The sequence below is a fragment of the Actinoplanes sp. NPDC049681 genome (assembly GCF_044465265.1).
Lineage (GTDB): Bacteria > Actinomycetota > Actinomycetes > Mycobacteriales > Micromonosporaceae > Actinoplanes.
Window position 1 is genome coordinate 535,615 of sequence record NZ_JBITLP010000007.1, and the last position, 15,738, is coordinate 551,352.

The window sequence follows — 15,738 nt, forward strand, 5'->3', positions numbered from 1 at the left end:
ACGATTGTGACCGAGGGGTACGACACTTGTCGCGGCACCCCGCTCAGGGCGAGCTGATCATCACCCGGTCCGGGTGCGCGCCTCGGCCGGGAGATCGCGCTGGACGGCCCACAACGCGGCCTCGGTGCGGGACACGGCACCCGTCTTACGCAGCAGATTCGACACGTGCACGGTCACCGTGCGCACCGAGATGCCGAGCGCGCCGGCGATCTGCTTGTTCGCCATCCCCTCCGCGAGGCAGCCGAGGACCTCCCGTTCCCGGGCGGTCAGCTCCACCGGCTCCCGCAGCTGCCCGGCGAGATCCTCGCGGTCGCCGGCCACGGCCAGCAGCTCGGTGATCCGGTACGGGTTCCCGCCCGTACGCCGCCACACCGCCTCCGCGAGGTCCCGGGACGGCCGGCTGTCCCCGTACACGTGGTCGAGGATCTGACCCACCTGCCCGGCGGTGAGCGGACCGAGATGCCGGCGCACGGCCCCGGGGGCGCCGGCCAGGCGCTCGAGCGCGCGGACGGTGAGGGCGGGATTGACCGCGGCGTCCGGCGGACGGGACGTCACCAGCAGCAGGGCGGGGACGTCCGCGCCGGCCAGCTCCGCGATGAGGCTCAGGCTGGCGGGGTCGAGCGCGTGCAGGTCCTCGACCAGCAGAACGGCCGGCCGGCCGCCGACCAGCGTGCGCACCGTGGTCACGGCCAGGCGCAGCAGCGCGTCGGGCGTGTACCGCTCCCGGGGGACATCCGGGTCCTGGGCGAGCCAGGCCAGAGCGTCGGGCGGCACGGGAAGATCGGGGCGCGCCCCGGTGGCGGCGAGCACGGCCGCCAGCCAGTCGTACGGTGCGGGGGAGTGCAGCCGCGCGGACCCCGACAGGACCACCTCAGCGGCCGCGACCTGCGCCGCGGCGGCGGCCAGGGTGCTCTTGCCGGTTCCGGGCAGGCCGGTGACGACGGCGGGGACGCACCGCCCGCCGCCGCGTACACGCTCCCAGGCGTGCCGCAGTTCGTCGAGTGCGGCCGCCCGGCCGACCATCGGTACCGGCATCACCTCCCAACACTACGTACTACGTACTACAGACATGCTCTCCGCCCTTTGGCAGTCTTGACCCATGAGCTTGGTGCTACGTGCGGTCGCCGCCTCCGACCAGGGGCTGGTCCGGTCGAACAACGAGGACGCGGTCTTCGTCGGCGGGCGGCTGCTGGTCGTGGCGGACGGCATGGGCGGCCTGCCCGCCGGGGAACTCGCCAGCGACATCCTGGTGAAGGCGGTAGCCGTCGTCGACGACCTCCCGGAGTCGGACGAACCGTTGCAGGACCTGATCGCCGCGCTGGCCACGGCGAACGAGCGGATCGAGGCGGCGGTCGCCGACGACGACGCCCGCGACGGCATGGGAACGACGGTGACCGCCCTGCTGCTCGCCGGCGACCGCGTCGCGGCCCTCAACGTCGGCGACTCCCGCTGCTACCTGATGCGCGACGGGGTGCTGACCCAGATCACCCGCGACGACACGTACGTGCAGGCCCTCGTCGACCAGGGCGTCCTCACTCCGGACGACGCCCGCCGGCACCCCCAGCGGGCCCTGGTCACCCAGGCGGTCCAGGGCGGCCCGTTCCGGCCTGCGGGCCGGATGGTTCCGGTACGCGCCGGCGACCGGTTCCTGCTGTGCAGCGACGGGCTGAGCGACTACGTCGAGGACGAGGTGATCGCCACGACGCTGCGGGCGTACCCGGACCGCCAGGTGTGCGCGGCGGAGCTGATCGCGCGAACCCTCGAGGCCGGGGCGCCGGACAACGTCACGGTCATCGTCGCGGACCTCGAATAGTGCTCATCACCACCGAGCGGCTGGTGCTGCGCCGTTTTCGGCTCGAGGACGCGGGGGCGCTGGCGGCGTACCGGTCGGACCCGGCCGTCGCCCGTTACCAGTCGTGGAACTCGCCGTACTCGCTGGACAAGGCGCGCTACGCGGTCCAGACGATGGTCGCCGCGGACCCGGGACAGCCAGGGTGGTTCCAGTACGCGGTCGAGCTCGCGGACGAGAACACGCTGGTCGGGGACGTGGGGGTGAACCTCGCGGACAACCTGCGGCAGGCGGAGATCGGCTACACCCTGGCACCGCGCTGGCAGGGACACGGGTACGCCACCGAGGCGGTACGGGCCGTGCTGGATCAGTTGTTCCGGGTGCGAGGGCTGCACAAGGTGTCGGCGGAGTGCGACGCGCGGAACGCCGCCTCGGCGCGGTTGCTGGAACGGGTCGGCTTCACGCGCGAGGGGCACCTGCGGCAACATACGTGGATCAAGAACGAGTGGACGGACGACCTGCTGTACGGGCTGCTCTCGGAGGAATGGTTTTCCACAGGCGGCGAGGAACAGGGGCGCGGCGGGCGGCGGCGGGGCTAAGGTGCTGGGTGCACCGCGGCCTCGTCACGGCAGATTCGTCACGGCAGATTCGTCACGGCAAAGGAGCCGTCATGTCCGTTCGCCTGAATCCCTACATCTCGTTTCCCGACGGCAACGCGCGCGCCGCGATGGAGTTCTACCACTCCGTGTTCGGGGGTGAGCTCCGGATCAACACCTTCGGCGAGTTCGGGATGCCGGACCCGGCGTTCGCCGACAAGATCATGCACGCCCTGCTGGAAACACCGGACGGCCTGGCGTTGATGGCCTCGGACACGCCGCCGGGCATGGAGATCGTGTCGGGCTCCAACATGTCGGTGAGCCTCAGCGGCGACGACGGCGACACGCTGCGCGGCTACTGGGAGAAGCTCTCCGCGGGCGGGACGGTGAGCGTGCCGCTGGAGAAGCAGATGTGGGGCGACGAGTTCGGCAGCTGCCGGGACCGGTTCGGCATCTACTGGATGGTCAACATCACGGCTGCGCAAGGCTGACGGTCGAGGCGCGCGTTCGGTGACCGGCGGGGAAGGGCAGGGCATGCTCGAGGAGCTCCGACGGATCTGCCTCGCGCTGCCCGAGGTCACCGAGCGGCTCAGCCACGGCTCACCGACCTGGTTCGTGCGCGGCAAGCGGACGTTCGTCTCGCTCATGGCAGAGGGCCACCACGACGCCGGCTTCCCGCAGCTGTGGTGCGCCGCGCCGCCGGGTGCCCAGGAGGAGCTGATCGCCGCGGACGGTGACAGGTTCTTCCGGCCGCCGTACGTGGGACATCGCGGGTGGCTGGGGGTGCGGCTGGACGGGGAGGTGGACTGGGACGAGATCGCGGAGCTGTGCGAGGACGCCTTCAACACCGTCGCACCGAAGACGCTGCGAACGTCGCGCTGAACGGGGCTGGGCGCGGGTCAGCCGGGTGGGGGCGGGTCGAACGTCAGCCTGAGTGTGCTCGTATAGGCCGCACCTGTGCCCGGGTCGGTGCTGGCGGCGGGATCGAGGCCGGTGCCGGTGCCGAGGCCGGAGTCGGGGCGACGGGTAACCGGGTCTGCGCCGTGCGGCCACAACCGCACGGCCCGGAAGGGGAAGCCCTCCTGGCCCGGCGTCTCCCACTCGAGCCACACGGGCTGCCCGGCGGCGAAGCTCCCATACCCGTCGACGGCGGCGGCGCTGAAATGGGCCCAGCAGCCACCGGGCGTCTCCGCGGAGTCGACCACGCCCCAGCCCTCGTCGTCGTGCCACTGACGGATGGTGCCCGGGACAGCCATGCCGGCAACGGTACCGGGCTGTCGCGACCACGAAGAACGGGCGCCCGCGGCAGGCGCCCGTTCCTCATTGCGATGGTCAGCCCTCGAAGCGCAACCACACCGCCCCGAGCGGCGGCACCCGCAGCGCCGCGGACGCGTTCAAGCCGTGCCACGGCAGCGCTTCCGCGTGGACCTCGCCGAGGTTGCCGACGCCGGAGCCGCCGTACAGTTCGCTGTCGGTGTTGATGACCTCGCGCCACACGCCTGCGCGGGGGAGGCCGATGCGGTAGCCCTCGTGCGGGACCGCCGCGAAGTTGACGATGCAGGCCAGGGTGTCGCCGTTGGGGGCGAAGCGCAGGAACGAGAACGTGTTGTGCTGCGAGTCCTCCGAGGTGATCCACCGGAAACCGCTCGGGGTGGTGTCCTGCGTCCACACGGCAGGCGTCTCCCGGTACGTGCGGTTCAGGTCCTTGATCAGGCTGTGGATGCCGCCGCCGCGGGACTCGTCGGCGAGGAGGTCCCAGTCGAGGCCTCTCTCCTCGCTCCACTCGCGTTCGTCGCCCATCTCGGCGCCCATGAAGAGGAGCTGCTTGCCGGTGAAGGCCCACATGAAGCCGAGCAGGGCGCGGGTGTTCGCCAGCTTCTGCCAGAGGTCGCCGGGCATCTTGCCGGTCAGCGAGCCCTTGCCGTGGACGACCTCGTCGTGGCTGATCGGCAGGATGTAGTTCTCGCTCCAGGCGTACACGGTGGCGAAGGTCATCTGGTGGTGGTGCCACTGGCGGTAGATCGGCTCCTTCTCCATGTAGGACAAGGTGTCGTTCATCCAGCCCATGTTCCACTTGAAGCCGAAGCCCAGCCCGCCCAGGTGGGTGGGGCGGGTAACGCCCGGCCACGCCGTGGACTCCTCGGCGATGGTGACCACGCCGGGGTTGTTCTTGTAGACCGTCGCGTTCATCTCCTGCAGGAAGCTGATCGCGTCGAGGTTCTCGCGGCCGCCGTACTGGTTGGGGGTCCACTCGCCGTCCTTGCGGGAGTAGTCCAGGTAGAGCATGGAGGCGACCGCGTCGACGCGCAGGCCGTCGGCGTGGAACTCCTCGCACCAGTAGAGGGCGTTGGCCACCAGGAAGTTGCGGACCTCCTTGCGGCCGAAGTCGAAGACGTACGTGCCCCAGTCGGGGTGCTCGCCGCGCCGCCAGTCGCCGTGCTCGTAGAGCGGCGTGCCGTCGAAGCGGGCCAGGGCCCACTCGTCCTTGGGGAAGTGGGCCGGGACCCAGTCGAGGATCACGCCGATGCCCGCCTGGTGGAGCTTGTCGACCAGGTAGCGGAACTCGTCGGGCGTGCCGAAGCGGGACGTCGGGGCGTAGTAGCCGGTGACCTGGTAGCCCCATGAGCCGCCGAACGGGTGCTCCATGACCGGCATCAGCTCGACGTGCGTGAAGCCGGTCTCCTTCACGTAGTCGACCAGCTGCGTGGCGAGCTCGGTGTAGGACAGGCCCGGCCGCCACGAGCCGAGGTGCACCTCGTAGGCGCTCATCGGTTCCTGGTGCCAGTGGCGGGAGGCGCGCTCGGCCATCCACTGGGCGTCCTGCCACTCGTACGAGGACTCGAAGACGACCGACGCGGTAGCCGGCGGCACCTCGGTGTGCTGGGCCAGCGGGTCGGCCTTCTCCCGCCAGACGCCGTCGCGGCCGAGGATCTTGAACTTGTACTTGGTGCCGGCGGACGCACCCGGCACGTAGAGCTCCCAGACGCCGCTGCTGCCGAGCGAGCGCATCGGCCAGCCGTCGTACGGGCCCCAGCCGGCGAAGTCGCCGATCACCTGCACGCCGCGGGCCGACGGCGCCCAGACGGCGAACGCCACGCCGTCGCCGCGCGGGTGGGCGCCGAGCACCGTCCACAGCTTCTCGTGCCGGCCCTCGCCGATCAGGTGCAGGTCCAGCTCGCCGAGGGTCGGCAGGTGCCGGTACGGGTCGTCGCAGACCGTCCCGTCCACGTCGATCCGGTAGTCGAGCACAGAGTCCGGCAGCTCGGCGGCGAAGATGCCGTCCGGGTGCACCTGGGTCATCTCGGTACGCTCGTCGCCGACGACCACAGAGACGGACTTCGCGCCCTTGCGCATCGTCCGGATCACCGTACGGCCGCCGCCGGGGTGCGCACCCAGCAGCGAGTGCGGGTCGTGCGTGTCGCCCGAGATGACGGCGTGCATCTGGCGCTGGTCGGCGCCGCCCGGCACGGGCGAGGTCGGCGGGGTGGTCTGCCCGATCATCGGTTCTTCCTCCGGGGTGTCAGCCGACGAGCCGGGCGATGGACCGCAGCGGGATGCGCAGCCATCCGGGCCGGTGCCGGGCTTCGTACGCGGCCTCGTAGACCGCCTTGTCCAGCTCGTACGCCGCCAGCAACGCGGCATGGTCGCGCGGGTCGGCGCCGGCGGCTGCCGCGTACCCGTCGCAGAAGGAGGCCCGGTTGCGGTCGACCCACTCGCGGGCCCGGGCGGCCAGGTGCTCGTCGTCGTCCTGGTCGACCAGCAGTTGGTAGGCGGCGTACTCGTAACTGCGGAGCACGCCGGCGATGTCGCGCAGCGGCGAGTCCGGCAGCCGGCGTTCCTCCAGCGGCTGGCCCGGTTCGCCCTCGAAGTCGATCAGCAGCCACGCCTGGGGGGTGCGCAGGACCTGGCCCAGGTGCAGGTCGCCGTGGACGCGCTGCACGGTCACCTGTTCGCCGGTCAGCTTGCGGAACCGCTCCTCGATGACCGGGACGTACTCGCGCAGCTCCGGCACGGCGCCGGCGGCCGACGTCAGGCGGGCCACGACGGCGTCGACCGGGAACGGCGACGGGCCGCTGCCCAGCTCGTCGGCGAGGGTGCGGTGCACCGAGGCCACGGCCTCGCCGAGCCGGTACGACTCGCCGGCGAAGTCGCCGCCCATCTCGTCGGCACGCAGGTCGGCGTCGGCGAAGAGGTCGCGGGCGCTGGCGGTGGCCATCGCCCAACCCTCGGCGGAGTTGACCGCGTACGCGGTGACCATGCCGAGCGGGCAGGCGCCGCTGTCCGTACCGGTCTCGAACGAGCCGAGGAGCCGGGCCACGTGCGGGTTGCCCGCGCGGCCGAGGACCCGGTTGAGCTCGATGTCGGGGTTGATGCCGCAGTCGACCCGGCGAAAGATCTTGAGGATGGCCTCCTCCTCGAAGATCACGCTGGTGTTGCTCTGCTCGGCGTCGAAGACCCGGGGCGACGAATTGAGCGGCAGCGACGTGCCCGGTTCCTTGGTGAACACCACGTCGCCCTTGACCGCCGACGAGTCGATCAGCCCGAGCAGGTAGCGGGCCGCCTCGGTGTCGTAGAGCGCGTCGTAGCCGGTGCGGTCGTTGTCGGTGCCGATCGTGGCGATCGTGCTGTACTCCGAGATCGGGCCGTCGTTCCAGGCGACCACGATCTGATAGCGCTCGGTGCTGCCGTCCTCGTACGCGGCGTCGACGAGCATCAGGTCCATGTCGTCGCGCAGCGGGGTCACGGAGGCGGGCTCGGCGGAGGTGAGGGTCCGGCTGCGGCCCGCGTACCAGCGTTGCTGGGGCAGCCATTCGGCGAAGGGCAGCGTCATTGCTTCTCCTCGGACCCGCAGAGCTGGAACCAGTAGAACCCGTGTCCCGGCAGCGTCAGCAGGTAGGGCAGCTGGCCGATGCGCGGGAAGTTCACGTGCCCGGTCAGCTCGACCGGCGTGTACCCGTTCCAGTGCTGCAGGTTCAATTCGATGGGCTGGGGGAAGCGCGAGAGGTTGTTGACGCAGAGCACCACGTCGTCCCCGGCCTCGCGCAGGTACGCCAGCACCGACGGGTTGGAGCCGCCGAGCTCGCGGAACGTGCCGATGGCGAACGCCTCGTGCCGTCGCCGCACGGCCAGCATGGTCCGGGTCCAGTTGAGCAGCGACGTCGCGCTGTCGCGCTGGGCCTCCACGTTGACCGCCTGGTACCCGTACACGGGGTCCTGGTTGGCCGGCAGGTAGAGCCGGCCCGGATTGGCCGTGGAGAAACCCGCGTTGCGGTCCGGGGTCCACTGCATGGGGGTGCGGACGCCGTCGCGGTCACCGAGCCAGATGTTGTCGCCCATGCCGATCTCGTCGCCGTAGTACAGCACCGGCGAGCCGGGCAGCGAGAGCAGCATCGCGGTGAACAGCTCGATCTGGTTGCGGTCGTTCTCCAGCAGCGGGGCGAGCCGCCGGCGGATGCCCACGTTCGCCTTCATCCGCGGGTCCTTGGCGTACTCGGAGTACATGTAGTCGCGCTCTTCGTCCGTGACCATCTCGAGCGTCAGCTCGTCGTGGTTGCGCAGGAAGATGCCCCACTGGGCCATGTCCGGGATCGGCGGCGTCTGGGCCAGGATCTCCGAGATGGGAAAGCGCGACTCCCGGCGCACCGCCATGAAGATGCGCGGCATGAGCGGGAAGTGGAAGGCCATGTGGCACTCGTCGCCGCCGGTCTCCGAGTCGCCGAAGTACTCGACCACGTCCGCCGGCCACTGGTTCGCCTCGGCGAGCAGCACCCGGCCGGGGAACTCGTCGTCGATCACCTTGCGGCAGTGCTTGAGGAACGCGTGCGTCTCGGGCAGGTTCTCGCAGTTGGTGCCCTCGCGCTCGAACAGGTACGGCACCGCGTCCAGCCGGAAGCCGTCGATGCCCAGGTCCAGCCAGAAGCGCAGGACGTCGAGCATCGCCTCCTGGACCTTGGGGTTGTCGTAGTTCAGGTCGGGCTGGTGGCTGAAGAAGCGGTGCCAGTAGAACTGCCGGCGCACCGGGTCGAACGTCCAGTTCGACTCCTCGGTGTCGACGAAGATGATCCGCGCGTCCTTGTACTGCTCGCTGGTGTCGCTCCAGACGTAGTAGTCGCCGTACGGCCCGTCGGGATCGCGGCGCGACTCCTGGAACCAGGCGTGCGAGTCGGAGGTGTGGTTCATGACCAGGTCGGTGATGACCCGGATGCCGCGCTTGTGCGCCGCGTCGAGCAGGGCGACGAAGTCCTCGACCGTGCCGAAGTCCGGCAGGACCTTGTAGAAGTCCCGGATGTCGTACCCGCCGTCGCGCAGCGGCGAGTCGTAGAACGGCGGCAGCCAGAGGCAGTCCACGCCGAGCCACTGCAGGTAGTCCAGGCGCTCGATCAGGCCGCGCAGGTCGCCGGAGCCGTCCGCGCTCGAGTCGTAGAACGCCCGGACCAGCACCTCGTAGAAGACGGCCCGTTTGAACCAGGTCCGGTCCGCGGGCAGCGTCCGGGCGTGGCCGAAGTCGTCCGCGGTGGGATGCTCGACCACACCGTCCTCGACGTGACTGCCCTCCGCGGGATCGTGCTCGACGGTCGCGTCGAGGTCGTTCGTCAGGTCCATCAGACGTCTCACCTACCCCACCCCGCAGGAACTGAATCGCAAGCGCCGTCAGCGGCGCGGGTGAACCACGAACACGTGCGCCGGCTCGACGTACGGGTCGATCCGCACGGCGTTGTGCTGGCCCCACTCGTACGACGCCCCGGTGATCTGGTCGACCACGTCGAAGCGCTCGTGCCAATCCATGCCGAGGGCCGGCATGTCGAGGGTCGTGTTGCCCCATTGCACGTTCGCCGAGTCGAACGAGCAGATGACCAGAACGGTGTTGCCCGTCTCGGGATCCCGCTTGGACCAGCACAGCAGCTCGGTGTTGTCGATCTCGTGGAATTCGATGTTCCGGAGCCACTGCAGTGCGGGATTCTCACGCCGGATGGTGTTCAAACGGGTGATGTACGGCGCCAGCGACCGCCCGGCCCGTTCGGCGCCCGCCCAGTCGCGCGGCTTGAGCTCGAACTTCTCGTTGTCGATGTACTCCTCCGAGCCCGGCCGCGGCACGTGCTCGAAGAGCTCCAGCCCCGAGTACATGCCCCAGGACGGGGAGAGCATGCTCGCCAGCACCGTCCGGATCTTGAACATCGGCGGCCCGCCGTGCCACAGGTGCTCGGGCAGGATGTCCGGCGTGTTGGGCCAGAAGTTCGGGCGCATCCAGTCGATCGAGGACTTCAGCTGGTTCACGTACTCGCGCATCTCCCACGCGGTCGTGCGCCAGGTGAAGTACGTGTACGACTGGGTGAAGCCGATCTTGCCCAGCCCGTTCATCATCGCCGGGCGGGTGAACGCCTCGGCGAGGAAGAGTACGTCGGGGTCGACCGCCTTGACCTTGGCGATGCACCACTGCCAGAAGTTCAGCGCCTTGGTGTGCGGGTTGTCGACGCGGAAGATCTTCACGCCCTGCTCGACCCAGTGCAGGACCACGCGGAGCACTTCCTCGCGCAGGCCCTTCGGGTCGTTGTCCCAGTTCAGCGGGTAGATGTCCTGGTACTTCTTGGGCGGGTTCTCGGCGTACGCGATGGTGCCGTCGGCGCGCGTGGTGAACCACTCCGGATGGTCGCGGACCCAGGGGTGGTCGGGTGCGGCCTGCAGCGCCAGGTCCATCGCGACCTCGAGGCCGTGCTCGTTCGCCGTACGGATGAAGGCCCGGAAGTCCTCCAGCGTGCCGAGCTGCGGATGGATGGCGTCGTGGCCGCCCTCGTCGGAGCCGATCGCCCAGGGCGAGCCGACGTCCTCGGGGCGGGCGACCAGGGTGTTGTTGCGGCCCTTGCGATTGATCTTGCCGATGGGGTGGATCGGCGGCAGGTACAGCACGTCGAAGCCCATGGCCGCGACGGCCGGGATCCGCTGCGACGCGGTCGCGAACGTGCCGTGCTTGATCGGGGTGGCCTCGGGGCCGATCTCCGCGCCCTCGGAGCGGGGGAAGAACTCGTACCACGAGGAGAAGAGGGCGCGCTGGCGATCGACCCAGATCGCGTAGGAGCGGGTCGTCGTCACGAGGTGGCGCACCGGGTTGTGCCAGAGCAGCTCCTCGAGCTCGAGCGCGGGGGAGACCCGGGCGAACAGGGAGCGGTTGTCGTCGCGCAGCGCGGCGGCGGCGTCGCGGACGCGCTCCTCGTCCGCCTGCGGCACGATCTTGGCGGCCAGGTCCAGCACCTCGGCGCCCTCGGCGATGTCGTTGGCCAGGTCCTCGAGCCCCTGCCCGGCGCCGATCTTCTTGGTGACCGCGTTGCGCCAGGTCTGGTAGGGATCGTCGAAGGCCTCCACGGTGAACGTCCACCGGCCCACCCGGTCGGGCTTGATCACCCCGTGCCACTGGTCCAGGCCGGGCTCGCCGGGGCTGAGCCGGGTGAAGGGCTGCGCCTCGCCGTCGGGTCCCGTCCATACCACGTTCACGCCCAGCGCGTGGTGGCCTTCCCGATAGGACACGGCCGAGACCGGGACCAGCTCGCCGACCACCGCCTTCGCCGGGTAGCGGCCGCAGGACACGGACGGTGTGACGGCTTCGATGGGAAAGCGTCCGGTCATGATCTCCACCGTAGTCAGAAAGGTCGGGAGGGGCCTCGGAGACGGGCGAAATGCAGCGACCGTCCACGTCAGTTTCTCCGCATTGGAGGAACCGCAAACGGTGTCGCACCCGGTGCCCCTCAACCTACCGGAGCACGCTCAGGCGTACCCGTCGAGGCGCGCCTTTGCCCCACCCAGAAACTCGGTCAAATCGGCGCCGTGCCACACCCGGGCCGGCTCGGGATCCCGGGCCACCGCGGCGGCCAGCCGGGAAACGGGCAGATCGCCGGAAACCACGCCGGCCGCGAGCACCACGTTGCCGGCCTTGCGCCCCCGCACCAGGCCCGGCGGCGCGATCAGGGCGACGTCGCCGAAGGCGGCACGTAGCGTCGCCGCCTGGATCCGCGAGTAGGACAGCGGCGGCAGGTCGGTGAGGTTCATGGCGAGCACGCCGCCGGGCCGCAGCAGCCGGGCGGCGGCGGCCGCAAAGCCGACCCCCGCGACGCTGGCGGGCATCGCCGCTCCCTGGAACACGTCCGTCACGATCGCGTCGTAGCTCCCGGCCGCCGCCGCGTCGACGAACGCCCGGGCATCGCCCACCTCGACCCTCACCGCCTCCGGCAGGGGCAGCGTCCGCGCCACGACCGCCAGCAGCAGCGGATCGTGCTCCACGACGGTCTGGACCGAGCCGGGCCGCGTCGTGGAGATCCAGCGCGGCAGCGTCAGCCCGCCGCCCCCCAGATGCAGGACCGTCAACGGTACGGCCGCAGGCGCGCCCAACCGCAGCACCGTGGCGACCCGGCGCACGTATCCGAAAGCCAGGAACGTGGGATCGCCAAGATCGACATACGACTGCGGCACCCCGTCCACGCACACGGTCCAGCCCTGCTCCCGGGCGGGGTCCGGCTCCAGCGTGGCGGTCCCCGACGCCACCCGCGCGAAGATCGTTGCCCGTCGGTTGCCGTGCGTTGCCATCGGGGGGAGGCTACTCAAGCACCGGCCCGCGGCGCCGAGAGGTACGGCGACGCACCCCAGCAGGGGCGCACCGAGCCCTGGGGGAACACATGGCGGGTCCGTCGACCGCGCTGTCGCCGGTGATCGCGGCCAGCACGCACTGGCTCGTCCGGGCGTACCCCTGGACCGGCGCGGACAGCGCCGCGGCCACCCTCAACGAGCTGCAGGCCCGCCAGGCGGTCACCGTCGCCGCGTGGCTGCGCTATCCGACCCCGGTCGACGCCGAGCTGGTCGCCATGGCCGGCCCCGGCGGCTCCGCGGTGCTCGACTGGCGCACCGGCAGCGAGCCCGACGACGAGCTCGCCGAGAACGAGGGCTGGCGTACCTGGGTGGACGAGGTCGTCGTGAGCTGGGCGGCCTGCCTGCTCGCCGATCCGCTGCTGGCCGCCCGTGCCGTGGACGCGGTGGCTGCCGCCGTACCCGTGGCCGACGACCGGCCCCGCCCCCGCCGCGGCGCCGGCGACCTGCCGGCGGAGTTCCGCCGCCTGACCGCCCCGGACGAGCGTGAGCAGGCCGCCGCGCTGCTGCTCCGCCACCCCGACCTGCTCGAGCCGATCGCGGACCTCCACCGCGAGGATCTGGTCTATCTGCTTCCCGCGGCGTCGCTGCCCGCACACTGACCACCCACGGCTCGCGCTCGGCACCGCCTCCTCGGGGCGCAATCCCGTCGTGCCGGAGGCGCGATCATGGTGCAGTCTGAGGTCAGGCCAGCCGGGCGGGGAAGCCGCCGGTGGCGATCGGGCCCCAGGACTCGATCGTGACGCGGATCAGGGACTTGCCCTGCTCCTGCATGGCGCGGCGGTACTCGTCCCAGTCCGGGTGCTCGCCCGAGATCACCCGGAAGTACTCGACCAGCGGCTCGAGCGCCTCGGGCAGGTCGAGGACCTCGGCGACGCCGTCGACCTGGACCCACGCGCCGCCGAACTCGTCGGACAGCACGCAGACGCTGACCCGGGGGTCGCGGCGGATGTTCTTCACCTTCGCCCGCTCGGGATAGGTGGAGATGACGATGCGGCCCTCGGCGTCGACGCCACAGGTGTTGGGCGACGACTGCGGCCGGCCGTCCCCGCGGGTGGTCATCAGGACGGCGTGGTGCCGGGGCCGGAGGAACTCCAGCAGCTCCTCGCGGCCGACGCGCTTGTTGGTGGCTACGGTGCGGGGCACGGGTCTCCTCAGCTCTTCCGGTCGCCGACGGCGGCGCCCACGACGCCGGGCCGGTCGGCCTCGACGGGTACGGCGCCCGGATGTCCGGCCGCCTGCTCGGCGGTCACCGCGGCGCCGATGATGCCCGCGTTGTTCAGCAGCGTCGCCGGCACGATCGGGGTACGGACGTCGAGCAGCGGCAGCCACTTGTCCGCCTTCTTGCTCACCCCGCCGCCGACGATGAACAGCCGGGGTGACAGCAGCATCTCGACGTGCCGCAGGTAGGCCTGGACCCGCTCGGCCCAGTCCTCCCAGCTCAGGTCCTCCTGCTCGCGGGCGCGGTCGGAGGCGCGCAGCTCCGCGTCCTCGCCGCCGAGCTCCAGGTGGCCGAACTCGGTGTTCGGCACCAGCGTGCCGTCGAGGAACAGGGCGCTGCCGATGCCCGTACCGAAGGTCAGCATCATCACCAGGCCCCGCTGGTCGAGCCCGGCACCGAAGGCCACCTCGGCGACGCCCGCGGCGTCGGCGTCGTTGAGCACGGACACCGGCTTGCCGAGCCGCTCGGAGAAGAGCCGGGCGGCCGGGGCGTCGAGCCACGACTTGTCCACGTTCGCCGCCGTACGCGTGACGCCGTCGACCACCACGCCGGGGAACGTGATGCCGACCCGCTCGTAGTCTCCGAACTGGCCGGCCACCTCGGCGACGGCCGCCACGACGCTCGCCACGTCCGAGGGTTGCGGCGTCGGTATCCGGATCCGTTCCGACAGCAGCTCCCCGCGCACCGTGTCGACCGGTGCCCCCTTCACTCCAGACCCGCCGATGTCGATGCCCAGGATCGCCATGTTCCGCTCTCCGTCTCGCAGGTGTTTCGGATGTGTGTACCCACGCACACCCTGCGTCGAATCGTGCCATCCGCCCTTGCGGCCGCCTCAGTGAGGAGTGCATACTCTCGTTACAGCCTCTAACGAAGTGGAGCACTGATATGACTTCCGCGACCGAGATCGTCCTTCCCGGCGTCGTCGAGCCCGAGGGCCTGGAGATCCGCCACCGCCCCGTCCCCGCCCCGGGCCCGGGGCAGGCGCTCGTACGCGTCGAGGCCACCGGCGTCTCCTTCGCCGAGCAGCAGATGCGGCGAGGCCGCTACTACGACCAGCCGGCGTACCCCTTCGTCCCGGGCTACGACCTGGTCGGCACGGTCGCCGGGACCGGGCCGGGCGTCGATCCCGCCCTGGCCGGGCGCCGGGTCGCCGCGCTCACCAAGGTCGGCGGCTGGACCACGCACGCCGTGCTGGACGCGGCCGACCTCGTCCCGGTGCCGGACGGCGTACGGGCGGCCGACGCGGAGACCGTGGTCGTCAACGGGATCACCGCGTGGCAGATGCTGCATCGCCACGCCAGGGTGCGCGCCGGGCAGACCGTGCTGGTGCTCGGCGCCAACGGCGGGGTCGGTTCCACCCTGGTGCAGCTCGCCCGGCTGGCCGGCGCGCGGGTGATCGGCACCGCGTCCTCCCGCCACCACGACGCCCTCCGGGCGGCCGGGGTGATCCCGGTCGACTACCGCGGCGACGTCACCGCTCAGGTCCGCGCCGTGGCGCCGGACGGTGTGGACGCCGTCTTCGACCACGTCGGCGGCGCGGGCATCGTCGCGTCCTGGAAGCTGCTGCGCCGTGGCGGCGCGCTGGTCTCCTACGGCACGGCGTCGACCCGTGACGACACCGGCAACCGCCAGCTCCCGGTGCTCAAGCTGCTCGGCCGCCTGTACCTGTGGAACCTGCTGCCCAATGGCCGGCGCGCCTCCTTCTACAACGTGTGGGGTGGCCGCGCCCTGAACCGCAAGCGCTTCCAGGCCCGGCTCGGCGCCGACCTCACCGCCGTCCTGGAGGCGATGGCCGCCGGCCGGCTCGCCGCCCAGGTCGCGGCCGAGCTGCCGCTGACCCGGGCCGCCGAGGCGCTGCGCCTCGCCGAGTCGGGCACCGTGGCGGGCAAGATCGTTCTGACGCCCTGACCGGATCGTCCCCCTAAGGGGGCACATCGCCCGCGTCACGGGACGTGACTCATACTTTCGGCTGGTCAACGCTGGGCCGACCGGCTAGCGTGAAGCGGAGTGAACGGTCGCCGCGTGCGGGCACGGCTCTCTGCCCGCTGATGGAGGACCTCCTCGATGACCGCAACAGCGATTCCCGCCACCACGGCGAGTGACTCCGCGACGGAGAGCGCCGCCGAACTCCTCAACGCCATGGCCGAGGCCCCCGCCGGGGACCGCCGCCGCGCGGTTCTGCGCGATCGGGCGATCGAGGCCTGGCTGCCGCTGGCCCGCCACCTCGCCCACCGCTACTCCGGCCGCGGCGAACCCACCGACGACCTGGTCCAGACCGCCACCGTCGGCCTCATCAAAGCCGTCGACAAGTTCGACCCCGAACGCGGCGTCGACTTCGCCGGCTACGCCATCCCCACCATCATCGGCGAGATCAAACGCCACTTCCGCGACCGCACCTGGTCCGTCCGCGTCCCCCGCCGCCTGCAAGAACTACGCCTGGCCATCACCGAGGCCAACGCCACCCTCACCCACAGCCTCGGCCGCTCCCCGCAGGTCGCCGA

16 protein-coding genes are annotated in these 15,738 nt (G+C 71.1%); 7 read left to right on the forward strand and 9 right to left on the reverse strand.

Features of this window, described 5'->3' with window-relative positions:
* Positions 1–60: 60 nt before the first annotated feature.
* Positions 61–1,035, reverse strand: a complete 975-nt coding sequence (locus ACIBO8_RS27500) for a LuxR C-terminal-related transcriptional regulator (protein WP_396118225.1) — start codon at positions 1,033–1,035, stop codon at positions 61–63.
* A 64-nt stretch (positions 1,036–1,099) separates the two neighbouring features.
* Between ACIBO8_RS27500 and ACIBO8_RS27505 the strand changes: the two genes are divergently transcribed.
* The 4 genes from ACIBO8_RS27505 to ACIBO8_RS27520 all read left to right on the forward strand — a co-directional run bounded on the left by ACIBO8_RS27505 (position 1,100) and on the right by ACIBO8_RS27520 (position 3,267).
* Positions 1,100–1,813 carry a PP2C family protein-serine/threonine phosphatase gene (locus tag ACIBO8_RS27505; RefSeq protein ID WP_396118194.1) on the forward strand — a complete coding sequence of 238 codons (714 nt, stop codon included), beginning with the start codon at positions 1,100–1,102 and terminating at the stop codon, positions 1,811–1,813.
* Positions 1,813–2,388: a GNAT family N-acetyltransferase gene (locus ACIBO8_RS27510; protein WP_396118195.1), complete on the forward strand. Its 576-nt coding sequence runs from the start codon at positions 1,813–1,815 to the stop codon at positions 2,386–2,388. Before ACIBO8_RS27505 ends, ACIBO8_RS27510 begins: the two co-directional genes overlap by 1 nt.
* A 71-nt stretch (positions 2,389–2,459) precedes the next feature.
* Positions 2,460–2,876, forward strand: coding sequence for a VOC family protein (locus ACIBO8_RS27515; RefSeq protein WP_396118196.1), 417 nt, complete (start codon positions 2,460–2,462; stop codon positions 2,874–2,876).
* A 43-nt stretch (positions 2,877–2,919) separates the two neighbouring features.
* Positions 2,920–3,267 carry an MmcQ/YjbR family DNA-binding protein gene (locus ACIBO8_RS27520; protein ID WP_396118197.1) on the forward strand — a complete coding sequence of 116 codons (348 nt, stop codon included), beginning with the start codon at positions 2,920–2,922 and terminating at the stop codon, positions 3,265–3,267.
* A gap of 17 nt (positions 3,268–3,284) precedes the next feature.
* Here ACIBO8_RS27520 and ACIBO8_RS27525 read toward each other — a convergent pair whose 3' ends face one another.
* From ACIBO8_RS27525 to ACIBO8_RS27550, 6 genes are all read right to left on the reverse strand, one after another.
* Positions 3,285–3,641 carry a cold shock domain-containing protein gene (locus tag ACIBO8_RS27525; protein ID WP_396118198.1) on the reverse strand — a complete coding sequence of 119 codons (357 nt, stop codon included), beginning with the start codon at positions 3,639–3,641 and terminating at the stop codon, positions 3,285–3,287.
* Between the two features lie 76 nt (positions 3,642–3,717).
* Entirely contained in the window at positions 3,718–5,886 is a 2,169-nt protein-coding gene (gene glgB, locus ACIBO8_RS27530; protein WP_396118199.1) for a 1,4-alpha-glucan branching protein GlgB, read from the reverse strand.
* A gap of 19 nt (positions 5,887–5,905) precedes the next feature.
* A complete protein-coding gene (locus tag ACIBO8_RS27535) occupies positions 5,906–7,216 on the reverse strand; it encodes a maltokinase (RefSeq protein ID WP_396118200.1) in 1,311 nt (436 codons plus the stop codon).
* The gene (gene treS / locus ACIBO8_RS27540) at positions 7,213–9,000 is read right to left on the reverse strand and encodes a maltose alpha-D-glucosyltransferase (RefSeq protein WP_396118201.1); all 1,788 of its coding nucleotides are present in this window, start codon (positions 8,998–9,000) and stop codon (positions 7,213–7,215) included. The genes ACIBO8_RS27535 and treS overlap by 4 nt, the downstream gene beginning before the upstream one ends.
* 36 nt (positions 9,001–9,036) lie before the next feature.
* Positions 9,037–11,004 (reverse strand): maltotransferase domain-containing protein, encoded by a 1,968-nt coding sequence (locus ACIBO8_RS27545; RefSeq protein ID WP_396118202.1) that lies wholly within the window; start codon positions 11,002–11,004, stop codon positions 9,037–9,039.
* A gap of 138 nt (positions 11,005–11,142) precedes the next feature.
* The gene (locus tag ACIBO8_RS27550; protein ID WP_396118203.1) at positions 11,143–11,958 is read right to left on the reverse strand and encodes a fused MFS/spermidine synthase; all 816 of its coding nucleotides are present in this window, start codon (positions 11,956–11,958) and stop codon (positions 11,143–11,145) included.
* Positions 11,959–12,047: 89 nt separating this feature from the next.
* Here ACIBO8_RS27550 and ACIBO8_RS27555 point away from each other — a divergent pair, with 89 nt between their 5' ends.
* Positions 12,048–12,617 carry a hypothetical protein gene (locus ACIBO8_RS27555; protein ID WP_396118204.1) on the forward strand — a complete coding sequence of 190 codons (570 nt, stop codon included), beginning with the start codon at positions 12,048–12,050 and terminating at the stop codon, positions 12,615–12,617.
* Between the two features lie 82 nt (positions 12,618–12,699).
* Here ACIBO8_RS27555 and ACIBO8_RS27560 read toward each other — a convergent pair whose 3' ends face one another.
* Both ACIBO8_RS27560 and ppgK read right to left on the reverse strand, forming a co-directional pair.
* A complete protein-coding gene (locus ACIBO8_RS27560) occupies positions 12,700–13,161 on the reverse strand; it encodes a PPOX class F420-dependent oxidoreductase (RefSeq protein ID WP_396118205.1) in 462 nt (153 codons plus the stop codon).
* A gap of 8 nt (positions 13,162–13,169) precedes the next feature.
* A complete protein-coding gene (ppgK, locus tag ACIBO8_RS27565; RefSeq protein ID WP_396118206.1) occupies positions 13,170–13,982 on the reverse strand; it encodes a polyphosphate--glucose phosphotransferase in 813 nt (270 codons plus the stop codon).
* Between the two features lie 140 nt (positions 13,983–14,122).
* Between ppgK and ACIBO8_RS27570 the strand changes: the two genes are divergently transcribed.
* Positions 14,123–15,145, forward strand: coding sequence for a medium chain dehydrogenase/reductase family protein (locus tag ACIBO8_RS27570; RefSeq protein WP_396118207.1), 1,023 nt, complete (start codon positions 14,123–14,125; stop codon positions 15,143–15,145).
* A 156-nt stretch (positions 15,146–15,301) separates the two neighbouring features.
* Positions 15,302–15,738, forward strand: a 437-nt coding sequence (locus tag ACIBO8_RS27575) for a sigma-70 family RNA polymerase sigma factor (RefSeq protein ID WP_396118208.1), incomplete at its 3' end; no start/stop codon positions are given.

Bases quoted from the DNA above. Each gene is read 5' to 3' on its own strand.
- ACIBO8_RS27555 (WP_396118204.1), top strand. From the start codon at position 12,048: ATGGCGGGTCCGTCGACCGCGCTGTCGCCGGTGATCGCGGCCAGCACG.
- glgB (WP_396118199.1), bottom strand. From the start codon at position 5,886: ATGATCGGGCAGACCACCCCGCCGACCTCGCCCGTGCCGGGCGGCGCC.
- ACIBO8_RS27535 (WP_396118200.1), bottom strand. From the start codon at position 7,216: ATGACGCTGCCCTTCGCCGAATGGCTGCCCCAGCAACGCTGGTACGCG.
- ACIBO8_RS27515 (WP_396118196.1), top strand. From the start codon at position 2,460: ATGTCCGTTCGCCTGAATCCCTACATCTCGTTTCCCGACGGCAACGCG.
- ACIBO8_RS27570 (WP_396118207.1), top strand. From the start codon at position 14,123: ATGACTTCCGCGACCGAGATCGTCCTTCCCGGCGTCGTCGAGCCCGAG.
- ACIBO8_RS27500 (WP_396118225.1), bottom strand. From the start codon at position 1,035: ATGCCGGTACCGATGGTCGGCCGGGCGGCCGCACTCGACGAACTGCGG.
- ACIBO8_RS27525 (WP_396118198.1), bottom strand. From the start codon at position 3,641: ATGGCTGTCCCGGGCACCATCCGTCAGTGGCACGACGACGAGGGCTGG.
- ppgK (WP_396118206.1), bottom strand. From the start codon at position 13,982: ATGGCGATCCTGGGCATCGACATCGGCGGGTCTGGAGTGAAGGGGGCA.
- ACIBO8_RS27520 (WP_396118197.1), top strand. From the start codon at position 2,920: ATGCTCGAGGAGCTCCGACGGATCTGCCTCGCGCTGCCCGAGGTCACC.
- ACIBO8_RS27550 (WP_396118203.1), bottom strand. From the start codon at position 11,958: ATGGCAACGCACGGCAACCGACGGGCAACGATCTTCGCGCGGGTGGCG.
- ACIBO8_RS27545 (WP_396118202.1), bottom strand. From the start codon at position 11,004: ATGACCGGACGCTTTCCCATCGAAGCCGTCACACCGTCCGTGTCCTGC.
- ACIBO8_RS27505 (WP_396118194.1), top strand. From the start codon at position 1,100: ATGAGCTTGGTGCTACGTGCGGTCGCCGCCTCCGACCAGGGGCTGGTC.